The 15314-nt window shown below is 59.1% G+C and carries 16 protein-coding genes and 1 tRNA gene; 7 read left to right on the top strand and 10 right to left on the bottom strand.

Annotated features, from left to right (window positions below; genetic code table 11):
- Positions 1-25: 25 nt before the first annotated feature.
- Positions 26-1192, bottom strand: coding sequence for a CpaE-like family protein (locus tag AC05K6_RS09495; protein WP_448307772.1), 1167 nt, complete (start codon positions 1190-1192; stop codon positions 26-28).
- 154 nt (positions 1193-1346) lie between these two features.
- On the opposite strand from AC05K6_RS09495, the gene AC05K6_RS09490 reads away from it, so the two are divergent.
- Entirely contained in the window at positions 1347-2174 is an 828-nt protein-coding gene (locus AC05K6_RS09490) for an HAD family hydrolase (RefSeq protein WP_448307771.1), read from the top strand.
- 35 nt (positions 2175-2209) lie between these two features.
- On the opposite strand, the gene AC05K6_RS09485 is transcribed toward AC05K6_RS09490, so the two are convergent.
- Complete coding sequence (locus tag AC05K6_RS09485) at positions 2210-3001, bottom strand: Fic family protein (RefSeq protein WP_293790867.1); 792 nt, start codon at positions 2999-3001, stop codon at positions 2210-2212.
- 116 nt (positions 3002-3117) lie between these two features.
- On the opposite strand from AC05K6_RS09485, the gene AC05K6_RS09480 reads away from it, so the two are divergent.
- Together AC05K6_RS09480 and AC05K6_RS09475 are read left to right on the top strand one after the other, a co-directional pair.
- Positions 3118-3603: a phage holin family protein gene (locus AC05K6_RS09480; protein WP_293790920.1), complete on the top strand. Its 486-nt coding sequence runs from the start codon at positions 3118-3120 to the stop codon at positions 3601-3603.
- A gap of 15 nt (positions 3604-3618) precedes the next feature.
- Positions 3619-4548, top strand: coding sequence for an alpha/beta fold hydrolase (locus AC05K6_RS09475; RefSeq protein ID WP_448307769.1), 930 nt, complete (start codon positions 3619-3621; stop codon positions 4546-4548).
- Here AC05K6_RS09475 and AC05K6_RS09470 read toward each other — a convergent pair.
- The 4 genes from AC05K6_RS09470 to nth are packed head-to-tail and all read right to left on the bottom strand — an operon-like array spanning position 4545 to position 8112.
- Complete coding sequence (locus AC05K6_RS09470) at positions 4545-5762, bottom strand: MarP family serine protease (protein ID WP_448307768.1); 1218 nt, start codon at positions 5760-5762, stop codon at positions 4545-4547. The genes AC05K6_RS09475 and AC05K6_RS09470 overlap by 4 nt on opposite strands.
- A complete protein-coding gene (locus AC05K6_RS09465; protein WP_448307767.1) occupies positions 5759-6637 on the bottom strand; it encodes an NUDIX hydrolase in 879 nt (292 codons plus the stop codon). Before AC05K6_RS09465 ends, AC05K6_RS09470 begins: the two co-directional genes overlap by 4 nt.
- Positions 6634-7323, bottom strand: coding sequence for a redoxin domain-containing protein (locus tag AC05K6_RS09460; RefSeq protein ID WP_448307766.1), 690 nt, complete (start codon positions 7321-7323; stop codon positions 6634-6636). The genes AC05K6_RS09465 and AC05K6_RS09460 overlap by 4 nt, the downstream gene beginning before the upstream one ends.
- Before the next feature lie 39 nt (positions 7324-7362).
- Positions 7363-8112, bottom strand: a complete 750-nt coding sequence (nth, locus tag AC05K6_RS09455; protein ID WP_476728418.1) for an endonuclease III — start codon at positions 8110-8112, stop codon at positions 7363-7365.
- Between the two features lie 324 nt (positions 8113-8436).
- Between nth and glxR the strand changes: the two genes are divergently transcribed.
- On the top strand, positions 8437-9120 hold the full coding sequence (glxR, locus tag AC05K6_RS09450) for a CRP-like cAMP-activated global transcriptional regulator GlxR (RefSeq protein WP_293790873.1): 684 nt from the start codon (positions 8437-8439) through the stop codon (positions 9118-9120).
- 107 nt (positions 9121-9227) lie between these two features.
- Here glxR and AC05K6_RS09445 read toward each other — a convergent pair whose 3' ends face one another.
- The 4 genes from AC05K6_RS09445 to AC05K6_RS09430 are packed head-to-tail and all read right to left on the bottom strand — an operon-like array spanning position 9228 to position 11113.
- Positions 9228-10058: an MBL fold metallo-hydrolase gene (locus tag AC05K6_RS09445; RefSeq protein WP_476728408.1), complete on the bottom strand. Its 831-nt coding sequence runs from the start codon at positions 10056-10058 to the stop codon at positions 9228-9230.
- A gap of 28 nt (positions 10059-10086) precedes the next feature.
- Positions 10087-10554: a RidA family protein gene (locus AC05K6_RS09440; RefSeq protein ID WP_476728407.1), complete on the bottom strand. Its 468-nt coding sequence runs from the start codon at positions 10552-10554 to the stop codon at positions 10087-10089.
- Between the two features lie 2 nt (positions 10555-10556).
- On the bottom strand, positions 10557-10715 hold the full coding sequence (locus AC05K6_RS09435; protein WP_011274258.1) for a DUF4177 domain-containing protein: 159 nt from the start codon (positions 10713-10715) through the stop codon (positions 10557-10559).
- A 26-nt stretch (positions 10716-10741) separates the two neighbouring features.
- On the bottom strand, positions 10742-11113 hold the full coding sequence (locus AC05K6_RS09430; protein WP_293790876.1) for a WhiB family transcriptional regulator: 372 nt from the start codon (positions 11111-11113) through the stop codon (positions 10742-10744).
- 441 nt (positions 11114-11554) lie between these two features.
- On the opposite strand from AC05K6_RS09430, the gene AC05K6_RS09425 reads away from it, so the two are divergent.
- From AC05K6_RS09425 to AC05K6_RS09415, 3 genes are all read left to right on the top strand, one after another.
- On the top strand, positions 11555-13801 hold the full coding sequence (locus tag AC05K6_RS09425) for a transglycosylase domain-containing protein (protein ID WP_476728417.1): 2247 nt from the start codon (positions 11555-11557) through the stop codon (positions 13799-13801).
- Between the two features lie 105 nt (positions 13802-13906).
- Positions 13907-14848 (top strand): metallophosphoesterase, encoded by a 942-nt coding sequence (locus AC05K6_RS09420; protein WP_448307854.1) that lies wholly within the window; start codon positions 13907-13909, stop codon positions 14846-14848.
- Positions 14849-15018: 170 nt separating this feature from the next.
- Positions 15019-15095 (top strand) — tRNA-Pro (locus AC05K6_RS09415).
- Positions 15096-15314 lie beyond the last annotated feature (219 nt).

The raw sequence follows: 15314 nt of genomic DNA, 5'->3' as shown, positions 1-15314 counted from the left end.
ACGTCTCCCCCTTTCTTTGAGACCACTAACTGGCTAGCGGCAGTGCACATTCGCCAACGATGCGCAGGATCTTCTCCCATACCTCACGCACCGGCCCACGAACCCGGTCGTTCTTCAAAGAGCTTTCGATCCAGTACTCAGCCTCTCCCCTATCCAACGCCGGCGTGCAGTGAGTATCGTGCCGAATAACAGCCACGGGAACCTCATCCAGCATCATCGCGGCGACGGCCACAGAGGTCGATGCACCAGGGATCTCACGGAGGACTATCAGTGGTTGCGCCCGGTCGTTTTCGAGCATCCGGTTACGCAACGCACCGGCGGCTGTCACACCCTGGATGGTCAATGGAGCCACAAGTACGTGAACGTCGGGCTCCGCTGCGCCCCACTGTTCTGACCACCCTGCACTCGCACTATCAGCCACTGGCAGGCTGCGTCCGCAATCCACGACTAGGTCGTCAGCGTGCATAAGGTGCGCGATCTGCCCGATGTCGAGCCCCCGTCCGCCGCTGTGCGCGCCGAAAGTCGGATATCGGTCAGCGTAGATCACGGGTACCGCCCCGCCTTCTGCATCGATCTTCTTTCCACCTGCACTGTCGAAACCCAGCATCAGCAGGTGGCTGCGCAGCTGATCGAAATCACAATCGGCGGGAATCTGGTTACGCGTCAGGCCGGGTCGCCGTTCCTTGCCCAGCACCAAATCCAAACCACAGGAGTGGGGATCAGCGTCCACCAATACCGCAGGCCTGCCTTCACAGGACATGTAATAGGCCAACTGTGCCGCAAACAAACTTGATCCAGCACCACCGGTCGCCGAGCTCACCGCAATGCGCAGGGCGTCTGTCGAGCCGATCATCTCCGCTAACACCATCGCACCCCCGGCATCCAGGGAGGGCTCCAGGCGATCCACGCGGATGGTTCGCACCAAGTGATGCCGGGTGAGCTCGCTTTCCTTGTCGCTCAGAACAATCGCAGAGTTCTGGCAGGCAAATCCGTCTTTCCGGTCCAGTTCTTGTAAGAGCTCCGCGGTCGATTCCGCCGTGCCGTCGTGAATAATCATTGGTCGCCGGGTCACCGCAACCACCATGCGAGCCTCGTTGTTCCACAGGGGATCAGCGATATCAATGATTACGGGTCGCAGCGACTCTGTCGCGGCCGGCGTTTTTCTTTTTCTCTGTCTCTTCGCTCCACCCATGAACCAAAGACTCGCAGCTTCGGACTCGTAGGTATACCCCTGATTTCTGAGCTGTGGAAAAGTCGGGGTGGCGTCATAAAAAAGGGTCTGGATCCTGTGGATAACCCGCAACGCAGAAAGATGAGAGTGACATAAGTGTCGCAATGTAATTAGAATGACAAATGTGACTCAGCACCAGGAACCACGCGACACCTCGGGCGAGAAGCGCGTACTGGCCATTTTCGACCTCGATAAAACGATCATCGACACGTCGGCATCCCTGGCCTACCGCCGCCCGATGGCCGAACGTGGCCTGCTGAATACCGGCGAGGTGCTGAAAATGATGGCCATGCTGGGCAATTACATGTTCACGACTCATTCCGAGGACAGCCTAGAATCCACAAAAGAAGCGCTGACCAGGATCATTAAAGACCGTGAATCCGAACCCCTGCGACAGGTCGCACAAGACGCACTGCAAGAGGTCATCACTCCATTTATTTATGCCGAAGCGCGCGAACTCATCGAATGGCACCGCGAACAAGGGCACAGCATCGCCATCGTCACTGCCTCCGCGTCCATCATGGTGCAACCCATCGCCAAGGAACTGGGCGTGGATCACCTCTTTGCCACCGAGCTAGAAGAAAAGGACGGGCGGTTCACGGGCGCCGTCACGCACTTCAACAAAGGCCACGCGAAAGTCGAGCGCATCCGAGAACTTGTCGCCGAGCACGGCTATGACCTGGACGAAAGCTACGCCTATTCCGACGCCGCCACCGACATCCCCATGCTGGAGCTGGTGGGCAACCCGGTTGCCGTGAACCCGGACCGCCCCCTAAAGAAGCGGGCTACGGAAGAGAGCTGGCCGATCAAGCAGTTCAACCGCCCGGAACCGCTGTTCCCACAGGCGGCAGTTATTGCAGGCGCCGGTGCCACACTCGCCCTGCTGGGTATCGCCGCTACTGGCCTTGCAATGTGGTGGCGCGGGCGCGACGAGGACGCCTAAACACGCCTAAGCAACCTCAATCGCCCCCAAGCGCACTACCCCTGCTTGGCGTCAGCGATCGACTTACCCTCCAGCGACCCCTCGGATAGCCCCGTGGCGTGGAAAACGATCCACTCGGCCACCCCCTCCGGGGTGCCGCTGGCGAACCCCTCGGCCTTAGCCAGATACTCGTCGCGCTTGCGGTTCCACCACACCTCCGGCACACCCAGACCACGCGGATCCAAGCCAGTGGCGATGGTCGCCAGACGGGAACAAGCACGAGCGGTCACGCCGGTGGCGTCCGCAAAAGGTCGCAACGTCAGCAGCTCACCATGGATCACTGCCGATAGCACCGTGGCATTCACCTTGGTGCCACCCGTAATGAACTTCCCCAGCAGCTGCAGGCGTGCATCGGTCGAACGGCGTGGGCGCCCCGGTACCAAAAACTCCGCATCACCTGCAGCTTTTTGACGGAATGCAGGATCGGACATTTGGGGGCTGGCAACTGCATTGATGCGAGCGATGATCTGCAGCGGGGCGCGGCGCCACGTAGTCACTGTTTCTGTGATCCCGTCCGGCGCCAAAAACTCAGCGGCACGCAACGCGCCGGCCAGGATCGGATCCTCCACCTGGCCATCCTCTGGCAGACGCGGTGATCCACCATCCAGCTGCGCCGAGGCGCGTGCTCCGCGTAGCACCGCTTCGGCTCCCGTGACATCCCACCCACGTAGGTTTGCAGGGTGGCGATGTAGCCGCGCCAGGTGGTCATTAGTCTGAGCCACAGCCTCCGGCACTCCGGGCAATTCGGCTAGTCCAGCGAGCGGGTCGTGCGCAGATTTGTCATCCATATTTAAGACAATAATGCACCCGCGCGCGCATTCTTTGCCATGGTCTGGCAAACTAGGGGAAGTCAATTAGGTGTAACCACAGGAGTTTTACAGTGAGCAACAACGATCGCGAGGGCATGTTCACAGACCGCGATAGCTTCAACCCGCAGGTCAACGCTATTCCACTGTCCGATGTGGATACTCATGCCAAGGGTCAGGCTAGTATCAGCGACCTGGTGAAGGATGCCTCTGCACAGGTTTCCTCCCTCGTCCGCTCTGAGGTTGAGCTGGCAAAGACCGAGATCGCTACGTCCGCTAAGAAGGCGGGCATCGGCGCTGGCCTGTTCGGCGCAGCTGCCGTGATTCTGGCCTACAGCTCCTTCTTCCTCTTCTTCACCATCGCCGAGGTACTGGATACCTTCATGTGGCGCTGGGCGGCTTTCCTAGTCGTCTTCCTATTCATGCTGGTTCTGGTGGCCATCCTGGCACTAATCGGTCTGAAGAAGGTTAAGGGTGTTAAGAAGCCGGAGAAGACCATCGAGTCCGTCGGAGAGCTTAAGTCCGTCATCCCGCAGAAGGGCAGGAACAGCGCCTCTGCACGTCAGCCGGGAATGTACACCTAAACTGCCGCTCCTTAGATGACGTCCGAAGACACTCACGCTTCAGATCCGCACACCCCGCATGCCACTTTCGTGCATTCGCGGGGTGTGCGTCTTCGCGTGGACGTACAAGGCCCCCGCAAGGCGCCGCTTATACTTTTCATCCACGGCTTCGGTGGGGGTGCTTTCGACTGGCATCCGCTGATGCAGCAGCTAGCTGGTGAGCACTTCCGCCTCGCCGCTGTGGATCTGCGGGGCTATGGTCGCTCGGATAAGACCCCGCGCGGCTATGACCTCACCACCGCCGCCAGTGACATGGCCGGGGTGATCCGCGGCCTCGGGCACACGACCGCCACCGTCGTCGGCCATGGCTACGGTGGCATGGTCGCGTGGACGCTCGTGGCTCATACCCCGGAACGTGTCCGCAGCTTTGTCACTCTGTCTTCCATTAACCCGTTGCTGCGTTTCCGTGGCATCCTGGCTCAGCCGTTCTCACAGCCGAATTTTGCCCGCCGGGTTCTCTCCGCTCAGCTGCCGCGCCTTCCGGAGCGCAAGCTTTTGGCGGATAACGCCGCGGCCGCCGAGAAGATCTTTAGGGCCGGTGTGGCCCCGGGGTTTAGGGATACGGACGCCTACTTCACAAATGCCGCACTCCGCCGCGAAGCCATGCAGGTGGATAAGGTCGCGCATTTGTCCTGTGAGTATCTGCGCTGGCCGTTCCGCAGTCGCTTCCGCCCCGAGGGCATGAGGTTTGAGCGGACCTTCCCCGCCACCACCCCAGTTCCTCTGTTGGCTATCGACGGCAGCATGGATCCCATCTTTGACGAAGCCCTGGCGGCAAAGTCCGCCCAGCGCGCCGAAGCTGTGGAACGCAAACTCTTGTTTGGTGTGGGGCACTATCCCCACGTGGAAGATCCACCCTGCATCGCGGAGCTCCTCCGCGAACACATGCGCGCCGAAAGCCGCTAGTCCGCCACGCAGGCGCCAGTCTCGATGGGCCCGCGGTGGGAGGTCACGTCTCCAACGTGGCTCATTACTTCTTCCCTAGTCAGGGCGTAGCCGGTGTCCTTCTCATTCATATCCGCACCGAACACTAGCCCCAACACGTGACCATCGGTATCGATCAGCGGGCCACCGGAGTTCCCCTGCACCACCGAACCGCGCAGTGAGTAGCTTTCGCGCTCCACACGGGAGTCAGCATAGATATTCGGCCCGCTGACCACGAACTTTTCACGGATTCGTGCGGGCGAGGCCTTGAATGGACCGCCGTTCGGGTAACCCATCACGATGGCGTCTTGGCCTTGCTGGCCTTCTCCCTCAGCCCACTTCATAGGCACATACGGCAGATTGTCGCTATGTAGCAGGGCGATATCCACCTGCGGGTTGTAGTACACAACCTCAGCCTCATGCGGACCGTCCTTCGTAGCGAGCGTTACCTTGTTGGTTCCCGCCACCACGTGCGCATTCGTCATCACGGTGTCCTCGGCAACCACCCAACCACTGCCCTGCAGAAGGCGTTTGCATTTTTCCGCCTCACCGACGACGCGCAGCACACTATCGCGTGTGTTTGTCACCGCCGGCGAGCGCATCAGCGCGTTATCTGGCGGGTCGACCTCTGCGGTAGGCAGGTTCTCCATCGGATCGGCGATCATGGGGAAGCCCGAGTCGTTAATCAGCTGCGACGTCTGGGCAGGCAGCTGTTTGAACCACGCCGGGGCAGCATTGCCCACGCTGCTTAAAATCTTGCTGCCTCTAATGGCTTTCCCTAGACCGCCGATATTGCCGGCAGCGATGGGTACAAGGATCAACCACACGATCAGCAGAGTCGTAAAAACCTGCACAATCGCGCCCACTAGGGACTCTGCTCTCAAAGCCTCGCGGGTGCGGATTTTGTCCCGCAGTCTCGCCCCTACTCCCGAGCCGATTGCGTAGCCCACCACCACGACCACGGTCACGGTGAGCAGCGCGGCGAAGAATCGGGCGCTGTAACTATCTGGTGCTTTATCCTCCGCTAGGTGCACTGCCAAGGGCACGAGTTTTACACCGAAGAACCCACCCAGAATTACGCCTGCAAAGCTCAGTACGGCGCTAAATCCGCCCTGTCGATAACCGGATAGCAGAGCGCCGAGGCACAAAAAGACCAGCACAATATCGAGGGTTAGCGACCCCGTGGTTCCGCTCATGGTGCGCCTCCGTTTCTGCCTGATTCATTGGCTCGGTCGAACCCTTCCCGCATCTCTTTCAGCGCTTCGCCATTAGCGGATCCGGCAAGGGTCTCAAAGAGGTTCCACGGCTCATCCGCGCCGCTAGCACCACCACTGGACCAAGGCTCTTCCCATCCCGCACGTTGTAACAGCGCATTGATCACGCCTCCCGTGAATCCCCACAGCACCAGCGGGTTATCCGCACCGATGTGCAGGTTCCAGGCCGGTCCGCGCCAGCCAGCGAAGCCGACCTCAAAACGCCGTTGCGGATTCACCAGCTCACTTAAGGGAAAGGGTTCGACCCAATCGTTTTCGGTTGTGGGGCAGCTTACCTTATGAGGTTGACGCCACCACGCCACCACAGGCACCACAGCAAAATTTGAGCGGGCAATATATATCGGTTGCAAGATTGCGAAAGGCTCCACCGTCGTCGGATCCAGACTGGTTTCCTCCTCCGCCTCTCGCAGGGCAGTGTCGATCGGCCCGGCATCGGCATCCTCCACACGCCCGCCGGGGAAGGCAACCTGCCCACTGTGGTTGCGCATGGTCGGTGTGCGATGTGTCAACAGCATGGTTGCATCGGCGGGGAAGGCTTGTCTGCCTGTGGTTCCAGCAGGGCGGCGGAAGTCGGCGTCACCAGAAAGCAGAACCAGCACCGCCGAATAGCGCGGAGGGCGACCTTGGTCGTCCGTCTCTGGCACGATCCGAGCGGAGTCATTCAGGTACTGGTGGATGTCCACTTCGCGACAGTCGCGGGCAAATTCACGCAGCCATTCGGGCAGGTCAGAAGGTAATTTCGGTTGGATGTCTATATTTGTAAGCCACTGTTGAAGTTGCTTGTGCGGGTGCGTCATAGGGCTTTTTGCACCGCCTCTTCTAGCTCTTCGGCACCATGGAAAGTCTGCGCATATAACCGCGCGCGGGTGCCGTCCGGGTTGTAGACCACGGTTAGTGGCACGACTTTTGGCAGGTTCGCTGCAGAGTCGAAGGTGTGGTTGGAATCCTGGTAACTCGGCAAAGTATCTACGCCCAGGTCGCGTAGCATATCGGCACCTGCCTGTGCCTTGGCATCCAGATGCACGCCGACGACATTCCACTCGGGGTGCTTGTCCGCTAGCTGTTGAATCGTCGGCAACTCCTCACGGCAGGGAGCGCACCACCAGGCCCAGACGTTGACCACCGTGGGCTTTCCGGCCAGCTGCTCGGCCAGCGAGGTTTCTGCGCCATCGCCTTCGCCATTAGTCAAACACGGTAGGCGCACATCCCGCAGCTCCGCATTGGGACTGAGCTGTGCTTTCCCTGCATCTTTGCCTGCACCTTCCGGGCAGCGTACTTTCTGCGCTACCTCGACAGGCCCGTTGGTCGCTGGCGCTGAGGGGGCGTCCTCCCCCATGGCAGAACTAGTCGCACCTGCATCGTCCGGAGCGTCCTCGCGCAGCGCTGCAATGAGCGGCAGGCACGCAATGGCGATGCCAACGACCAGTGTGACGGCAATAATGATCGCGCGTGTTCGAGGAGAGTGTTCGGCAGGTGCAGACATAACAAAAAGTCAGTGTACCCGGCCTGTTCGTCGTACCGGTTAGAATCCGGCAATGCCCAGCAGGTGGTCGCGGTCATCGGACTTAATCATTTTTGACGCCACCTCCGGGTCAGCTGGCCCCGCCACCCCGAAGCTTGGGCACTGGCGGGCGAGGAAGCAGGCTCCACACGCTGCGCGGCGCGAATGGCAGATACGACGGCCATGGAATATCGCCCGGTGCGAGAAAAGGGTCCATTCCTTGCGTTCGATGAGTTCCATAAGGTCGCGTTCGACTTGCACAGGATCCTCGTGCTCCGTGAGTTTCCAGCGGCGTGCCAGGCGACCAAGGTGGGTATCCACCGTAATACCCGGCACTCCGAAAGCGTTGCCGAGCACCACGTTTGCAGTCTTTCGCCCCACCCCGGGGAGTTTGACCAGTTCTTCGAGAGTTCCGGGAACCTCCCCGCCATGGTTGTCCTCGATTGCCTGGGCCAGGCCGACAATACTCTTGGCTTTTGAGCGGTAGAACCCGGTGGACTTGATGATCTGTTCGACGTCCTCGATGTTCGCCTCTGCGTAATCAACAGCGGTGGGATAGCGACGGAACAGAGCCGGGGTGACGGCATTGACGCGTTTGTCGGTGCACTGTGCGGAAAGGACGGTGGCAACCAGCAGCTCAAGGGGATTTTGGAAGTCCAACTCGCAGTGTGCCCCCGGGTAGGCCTCGGCGAGAGCGCGGTTGATTTTGCGCGCACGACGCTTGCGGCCTAACGGGGTTTCCTCGCCCTTCGCAGCAATATGAGCGCCGATACGCGGCAGGGTTGGCGGAATCGGTTGCTTCTGGGATCTCTTCTGGTTTGTATTCTGGGAGGTTCGTGGGGAAGACGGGAGGGACATAAAACCTTTAGAATGTCGAGGGCTGAAGGAAGGAACTTAAAAACAGCGAGGATACTCGTTCCGCAGTCGGAAACGGCAGCCAATAATATTCTTAAATGTACCTTCCCGTGGAATTGCGCTGTGACATAGTTGGGTATGCTCTAACAGAAGAGACGAACGATACATATTTTTCTCTAGATGTACGCGAGGTGGTTCACCCCAGCCACCGCAATGCCAGAAACGGAAGTGAAACAAGGGATGGCAGAAGTATCCGAAATACTATCGAGGGCAGGCATCTTCCAGGGTGTTGAACCCACCGCCGTGCGTACCCTCATCGAACAACTGGATACCGTCAAGTTTCCTCGTGGCACCACTATCTTCGACGAAGGTGAGCCGGGAGACCAGCTGTACATCATTATCAGCGGCAAGGTGAAGCTCGCCCGCCACTCCGTTGATGGACGTGAGAACCTGCTGACCGTTATGGGACCTTCCGACATGTTCGGCGAGTTGTCCATCTTCGATCCCGGTCCTCGCACTTCCTCCGCTGTCTGCGTGACGGAGCTGCACGCGGCGTCGATGGATTCCACCATGCTGCACAACTGGATCAGCGAGCACCCGGAGATTGCAGAGCAGCTGCTGCGTGTGCTTGCCCGCCGTCTGCGCCGCACCAACAACTCCCTGGCTGATCTTATCTTCACCGATGTTCCCGGTCGCGTGGCCAAGGCTCTGCTGCAGTTGGCGAACCGCTTCGGCACCCAAGAAGGCACCGCTCTTCGCGTCCACCACGACCTCACGCAAGAAGAGATCGCCCAGCTGGTCGGCGCGTCCCGCGAGACCGTGAACAAGGCTTTGGCCGAGTTCGCCCACCGCGGTTGGATCCGTCTGGAAGGAAAGTCGGTGCTGATCTCCGACACCGAGCGTCTGGCTAAGCGCGCCCGCTAAAGGCAACTTTTAGCCCACTGGGGTAAAAACAAAAGCCCCGCTAGAAATCCTCCTAGGAGTTCTAGCGGGGCTTGCTTTCGTTCAGTTACGAGTTAGCGTTCGTCGTGTTAGTTCTCGTCACCGCGCAGGAAACGCAGCGTCACGCGAGTGGACTGTGCCGCAGCGTCACGCAGCACCGGATCGACGTCCGTGTAAATCTCGTCCACGATCTCATTGACCGAAGCATCATCGCCCAGCTTCTTTAGGGCAGCCTTGACCTGCTCCAGGCGCTGTTCACGACGGTCGATGTACTTCTGTGCCACGGCAGCTAGATCCGGCTGATCCGGGCCGTGTCCTGGCAGCAGAGGCTTATCCTGGCCACGCTCGCGCAGCTTGGCCAGCGTTTCCAGGTAAGCGCCCAGATCACCATCAGTTTCGGAGATCATAGTGGTGTGACGACCTGCCAGCGTATCGCCAGTGATGATGCCTTCTACGTCGGAATCATCAGTACCGCCGTTGGAGTGGATAAAGAAAGCCACGCAGTCAGAGGTGTGGCCGGGGCAGTGAACGACCTCGATGGTAGGGGTCAGGCCCTCGAAGGAGATAATCTCCCCATCCTTCAGCTCCTCACCAGCGATGCAGTACTGCTTGTCGAAGGCACGGATCGGAGCGCCAGAAATCTGGCGGAAGCGCTGAGCTCCATTGGCGTGATCCGCGTGGCGGTGTGTCAACAGCACAGCGCCGATCTCCGCGCCACCATCGGTGGCCTTAGTGTTGAGTACGTTCAGGTGGCCCTCATCCTGCGGACCCGGATCCACCACAACAGATACTGTGTCGTTTTCTCCCTTGATTACCCAGGAGTTCGTGCCTTCCAAGGCTGCATAGCTGGGGTTCGGTGCGAGGACGACACCGATGTTCGGGGTTACGGGACGTAGTTGGCTATAAGCGGGGTGCTCCATGCCTCCCAGTGTAGAACGAACCTACAAACTATGCGCTGATCTGCGCGATGATTTCTACCTCTACGGGGGCGTTCAGCGGCAGTGCGGCCACGCCGACAGCTGCGCGAGCATGCACTCCCGCCTCGCCGAAGATCTCTCCCAGCAGCTCGGAAGCGCCATTGACTACGCCGGGCTGGCCACCAAAGCCGGCGGTGGAGGCAACAAAACCATTGACCTTTACAATTCGTTCAATGTTTTCGATTCCCACCAGATCATCGATCGCGGCAATGGCGTTTAGTGCAGCTGTACGGGCGGCGTCATAGGCTTGCGCCTCAGTGACATCCGCGCCGACCACGCCAGTGACAGGCAGGCTACCGTCTACGAAAGGCAATTGTCCGGAGGTGTAGACGAGGTTGCCGCTGCGCACAGCGGGGACGTAGGCGGCGACGGGTGCGGCCACCGGTGGGAGCTGCAGGCCGAGCTCTTCGAGCTTGGAACGGAAGTTCTGCTGCGCCATGGTTACTGCTCCAGGGGGCGCTTCATGTAGGCGACGTGCTGCTCGCCGGTCGGTCCGGGCAGCACGGAAACGAGCTCCCATCCATCCTGGCCCCAGTTGTCGAGGATCTGCTTCGTCGCGTGAGTAAGCAGCGGTACGGTTACGTATTCCCAGTTAGTCATGGCCACCACCTTAGCGGTTCGGCGGTTTACTTAGCTGCTTTAGCTGCTTCCAGCTGGCCGGCGAAGAAGTCTGCCCAGCTGGTGATCTCGGGGTGCTTGCGCAGCAGGGCGCGGCGCTGACGCTCGGTCATGCCACCCCACACGCCGAACTCCACCTTGTTATCCAGTGCATCAGCACGGCACTGCAGCACTACAGGGCAGTGGCGGCAGATAGCTACGGCCTTGCGCTGAGCTGCACCCTTTACAAACAACTCGTCCGGATCCACGTTGCGGCAGTGCGCCTGGGTAATCCACTCGCCGCGATTATTGAAAGACTCGCGGGTCGTGATTTGTTCGGCAGGCTGGCAGGTCGGCTTCGAACCGTTGCTGACCTTTGTGTGGGCGAGCGATGCAGTCATTTTCTCCTCCGAAACGTGCCTTTCGGCAGGGTGGCCGTCGCTCCTTGTGCGTCGGTTGTCGTTTCTTACCACCAACTGCCATATGAGGCTTGCTGTAGTAGTAATTTTATTCACACGTTTTTAGAAGTGTCGAATACATCACATTTTGGGGGTAATTGATATCCACGCGACACTTGTCGAGTAGGGATTCAATTAACCAGGGAAAACCTCCCACATCACACACTGCGCAAAGCGCTTTTCTTTTGACGCCCTCACGATCCCGCTGGTCAGCACTATCAGTAAAACGTGTCGCACATCACAAACTAGCGAACTTCCTATCCTGCACTGCACTGCGCTCCTCCCCCACGAAATGCGTATATGCAAGAGTTCAAGGATCACCCCCGACAGCTGGAATGTAGGCGTCAAAAAGAAAGGGGCGGAGGGTTGTCCGGGGCGTGGGTTATGGTGATACGCGTGGAAGCACCGAAGGCATTTCTAAGACTATTCCTCGCCATCCTGGCCGGTGGCGTGCTGCTCGCTGCAGCCATCCTGCCGTTTGCCGGGGCCGGCGGCTGGGTGGTTAACGCCAGCACGGACACGATGAACTCCAATGTGAAAGACATTTCGGAGAACAACACCGTTCCGCTCCGCTCGCGGATCACAGATCGGAATGGCAAAACCATTGCCTGGGTGTACAACCAAAACCGCACCGAAGTGCCATCGGACAAGATTTCACAGGCGATGAAAGACAGCATTGTCGCTATTGAAGACCGGCGCTTCTATGAACACGAAGGCGTGGATATCCGTGGCACCCTGCGCGCAGCGGTGGCAAATATCTCCAGTGGTGGGGTCTCCGAGGGCGCATCGACGATCAATCAGCAGTATGTGAAGAACTATCTGTGGCTGATCTCGGCGGAAAACGAGGACCAGGCAGCGGAAGCGATCGAGACTTCTCTGCCGCGTAAGTTGCGCGAAATGAAGATGGCCGGCCAGCTAGATAGGAAACTGACGAAGGACGAGATCCTGACTCGCTATCTCAACCTGGTTTCCTTCGGCAACAGTGCTTTTGGCGTTCAGGCTGCGGCACAGACCTACTTCGGCGTCAACGCGGCAGATCTGAACGATAACCAAGCGGCATTCCTCGCCGGAATTGTGCAGTCGACTAGCGCCCTGGATCCGTATACGAACCCCGATGGCGCAAAGGATCGACGCAACGCCGTGCTCCAGGCGCGTGTGAATTCCAAGACTCTCTCGCGGAGCGAGGCAGATGCTCTCGCTAAGAAGCCGCTGGGCGTGCTGAAGGCCCCCAAGATCCCAACTAACGGCTGTATCGGCGCAGGCGGAAGCGGGTTCTTCTGCGACTACGTTCTGGAATACCTGGACAAGAAGGGCATTCCTAAGGACGAAATCACAAAGGGCGGATACACCATTCGCACCACACTGGATCCGCAGGCACAGAAGAGCGCAGAGAAGGCGGCACGCAGCAAAGTGTCACCGACTCAGGAGGGTGTATCGGCGGCTACCGACTACTTGGCTCCCAAGGACGGCATGCACCAAGTTCTAGCCATGGCTTCCTCGCGCAAGTACGGGTTGAATCAGGACAAGCAGCAGACTGTGCTACCACTGACGCACTCTATGCAGGGCCACGGCGCCGGATCCGTTTTCAAGATCTTTGCCGCGGCAGCTGCAATGGAAGACGGCATGGGGTTGAACACTAACCTCGCCGTTCCTGCCCGAGCGGAGGTCGAAGGCATGGGTGCAGGTGGTGCTCGCGGCTGCCCGCCAGGCAAGTACTGCGTGGAAAACGCTGGCTCCTACAAGCCGAACATGACTCTAAAAGAAGCGCTAGCGACAAGTCCGAATACGCCTTTCGTCGAGATGGCGGAGAAGGTCGGGATGAAACGCATTGTGGATATCGCCATCAAACTGGGGCTGCGTTCCTATAAGGAAAAAGGCAGTTTCGACGGCGAGCACTCTGTGGAGGAGTACATCAAGGACAATAACCTTGGCTCCTTCGTCTTGGGTCCCACTGCCGTGGATCCACTGGAGCTCTCCAACGTTGCCGCCAGCCTCGCCGATCACGGCCGCTGGTGCGAGCCACTTCCCGTGCTAGGCATCAAGGATCGCAACGGCAAGAAGGTGGATTTCGAAGAGGCGAAATGCGAGCAAGCCATCGATAAAGATATCGCGGATGCGCTGGCCAACGGCATGGGAAGCGATGCACAAGGCGGAACAGCTGCCGCTTCTGCGCGCGCAACGGGATGGAGCGCCCCTGTATCCGCAAAGACCGGCACGACGGAAACCAGCTTCTCCGCCGCATTCTTAGGGTTCACCCCGGGCTGGGCTGGATCTTCCTACATCTTCAACGACGGCGGTACTGCCAAGAATCTGTGCACGGCGCCTGTACGCCAATGTGGCAATGGCAACCTCTACGGCGGTAACGAGCCGACACGGATCTTCTTCGAGACCTCCAAGCCGGTCATTAACAAATACGGTGGTGGCAAGCTCCCGTCCTATAACAAGAAGTACGATGCAGGTACGAACCCCGGTAAATGGGGCGCGCCCGTAACCAACACTGGCGGAGGCGGAACCAGCACAAACAACGCAGCGTCGCCGCAGACCAACACCCCACCTCCAGAGATCAACCTGCCGCCTGAAGTTCAGCGTGGGCTCAACGATTTGAACGATCTACTGCGCCAGTTCCAGTAGCGTCCGGCCGACCACCACCTTCCCCAAAGAGCGCGAAGCGATACTCTGGAAGACGTGAAAAAGAACTCCCGCAATGCCAATGCCGAGCCCCACAAGCAACGTTCAATTCCTGCCAGGCTGCTGGCGTGCGTGGCCGGACTTGGAGCCGCTAGCGTAGCAGTATCTGCGGCGTCATATAGAGAAACCCTCAAGTTCCAGCTCCACGAGGTCACCGTGCCGTTGCTAGAGCCCGGCACCCTACCTGCTGATTGGGATAGCTTCCGGTTGCTACACGTAAGCGACCTGCACATGCTGGATAAGCAGCACCACAAGCAGGAATGGGTTGCGGCACTCGACGAGTTGGATCCTGACCTGGTGGTCAACACCGGCGACAACCTGGGCGAAAAGGAGGGCGTACCGGGAGTTCTCCGTGCACTCGGTCCGCTACTGGAACGCCCAGGAGTGTTCGTATTCGGCAGCAATGACTATTTTGCGCCCCGCCCTGTGAACCCCTTCATTTATCTGCTTGGCAAGAAGCGCAAGCCTTCCGATGAGCAGCTGCCTTGGAAGGGGATGCGCGCCGCCTTTATCGAACGTGGCTGGCATGATGCCTCGAATGCCACGGTTGAGTTCGCTATCGACCCGGCGGCAACGGGTTCGCTTACTAGCCCTGCAAAGATCAAGCTGGCCATCGCTGGTGTGGACGACCCTCACCACGAGCTCGACGACTACTCGCAGATTGCTGGTCGTCCGAATAGTGACGCCGACTTGGCCATCGGCCTCAGCCATTCCCCGGAACCGCACGTTCTGGACCACTTCGCCGCTGACGGATATCAGCTGGTACTGAGCGGTCACACGCACGGTGGGCAACTGTGCCTGCCTGGTGGGCGCGCCATCGTGACGAACTGCGGCATCGACCGTAGCCGTGTGCGTGGACTATCTCGCTGGACCGAGCGCATGTGGCTGCACGTGACCAACGGGTTGGGTAACTCGAAGTATGTGCCCTTCCGCACCTTCTGCCGCCCGTCGGCAACACTGATCCACATCGTGGAGAAGCCGTCGGAATAAGCGGCAGAGAAGAAGAGGGATAACAGAGGAAAGCAAAGGAAAATGCCCTCTATACAGCCATTTTGAAAATTGTCCCCTCTGCGGGCTATAGTTGTTCGAGTTGCAGCCGTTGGCTTTGCATCATTTGCGAGGTTGCTCGCAGTTCGCAGAACTAACGTGCCGCTCCAGACCGGGATATGGCGCAGCTTGGTAGCGCACCTCGTTCGGGACGAGGGGGTCGCAGGTTCAAATCCTGTTATCCCGACCAAAAATAGCCCCAGTCAGTGGCCCCACGCGGGTCACAGACTGGGGCTTTTTTCAGGGTTAAGTAAAGAAAAGTGGGGTTAAGTAAAGAAAAGTGGGGTTAAGTAAAGAAAAGTGTGTCTTTTCCGGGCGTGTTGCGGTTATTTGATCCAGCCTTTTTGGATGCCGAGGTTGTGTTGGTAGCTGGTGTCGATGGCGGTGTCGTATTCTGCTGGTGCACCGA

Source organism: Corynebacterium sp. TUM25020, from assembly GCF_056388495.1.
The sequence above is the reverse complement of the archived record's forward strand: the minus strand, read 5'-3'. Positions and strand labels throughout refer to the sequence as shown.

Excerpts from the sequence above, each read along its gene's own strand:
- AC05K6_RS09490 (WP_448307771.1), top strand. The coding sequence starts at position 1,347 with ATGACAAATGTGACTCAGCACCAGGAACCACGCGACACCTCGGGCGAG.
- AC05K6_RS09430 (WP_293790876.1), bottom strand. The coding sequence starts at position 11,113 with ATGACTGCATCGCTCGCCCACACAAAGGTCAGCAACGGTTCGAAGCCG.
- AC05K6_RS09495 (WP_448307772.1), bottom strand. The coding sequence starts at position 1,192 with ATGGGTGGAGCGAAGAGACAGAGAAAAAGAAAAACGCCGGCCGCGACA.
- AC05K6_RS09460 (WP_448307766.1), bottom strand. The coding sequence starts at position 7,323 with ATGTCTGCACCTGCCGAACACTCTCCTCGAACACGCGCGATCATTATT.
- AC05K6_RS09435 (WP_011274258.1), bottom strand. The coding sequence starts at position 10,715 with ATGACTAACTGGGAATACGTAACCGTACCGCTGCTTACTCACGCGACG.
- AC05K6_RS09475 (WP_448307769.1), top strand. The coding sequence starts at position 3,619 with ATGACGTCCGAAGACACTCACGCTTCAGATCCGCACACCCCGCATGCC.
- AC05K6_RS09445 (WP_476728408.1), bottom strand. The coding sequence starts at position 10,058 with ATGGAGCACCCCGCTTATAGCCAACTACGTCCCGTAACCCCGAACATC.
- AC05K6_RS09480 (WP_293790920.1), top strand. The coding sequence starts at position 3,118 with ATGTTCACAGACCGCGATAGCTTCAACCCGCAGGTCAACGCTATTCCA.
- AC05K6_RS09440 (WP_476728407.1), bottom strand. The coding sequence starts at position 10,554 with ATGGCGCAGCAGAACTTCCGTTCCAAGCTCGAAGAGCTCGGCCTGCAG.
- AC05K6_RS09425 (WP_476728417.1), top strand. The coding sequence starts at position 11,555 with ATGGTGATACGCGTGGAAGCACCGAAGGCATTTCTAAGACTATTCCTC.
- glxR (WP_293790873.1), top strand. The coding sequence starts at position 8,437 with ATGGCAGAAGTATCCGAAATACTATCGAGGGCAGGCATCTTCCAGGGT.
- AC05K6_RS09485 (WP_293790867.1), bottom strand. The coding sequence starts at position 3,001 with ATGGATGACAAATCTGCGCACGACCCGCTCGCTGGACTAGCCGAATTG.
- AC05K6_RS09470 (WP_448307768.1), bottom strand. The coding sequence starts at position 5,762 with ATGAGCGGAACCACGGGGTCGCTAACCCTCGATATTGTGCTGGTCTTT.
- AC05K6_RS09465 (WP_448307767.1), bottom strand. The coding sequence starts at position 6,637 with ATGACGCACCCGCACAAGCAACTTCAACAGTGGCTTACAAATATAGAC.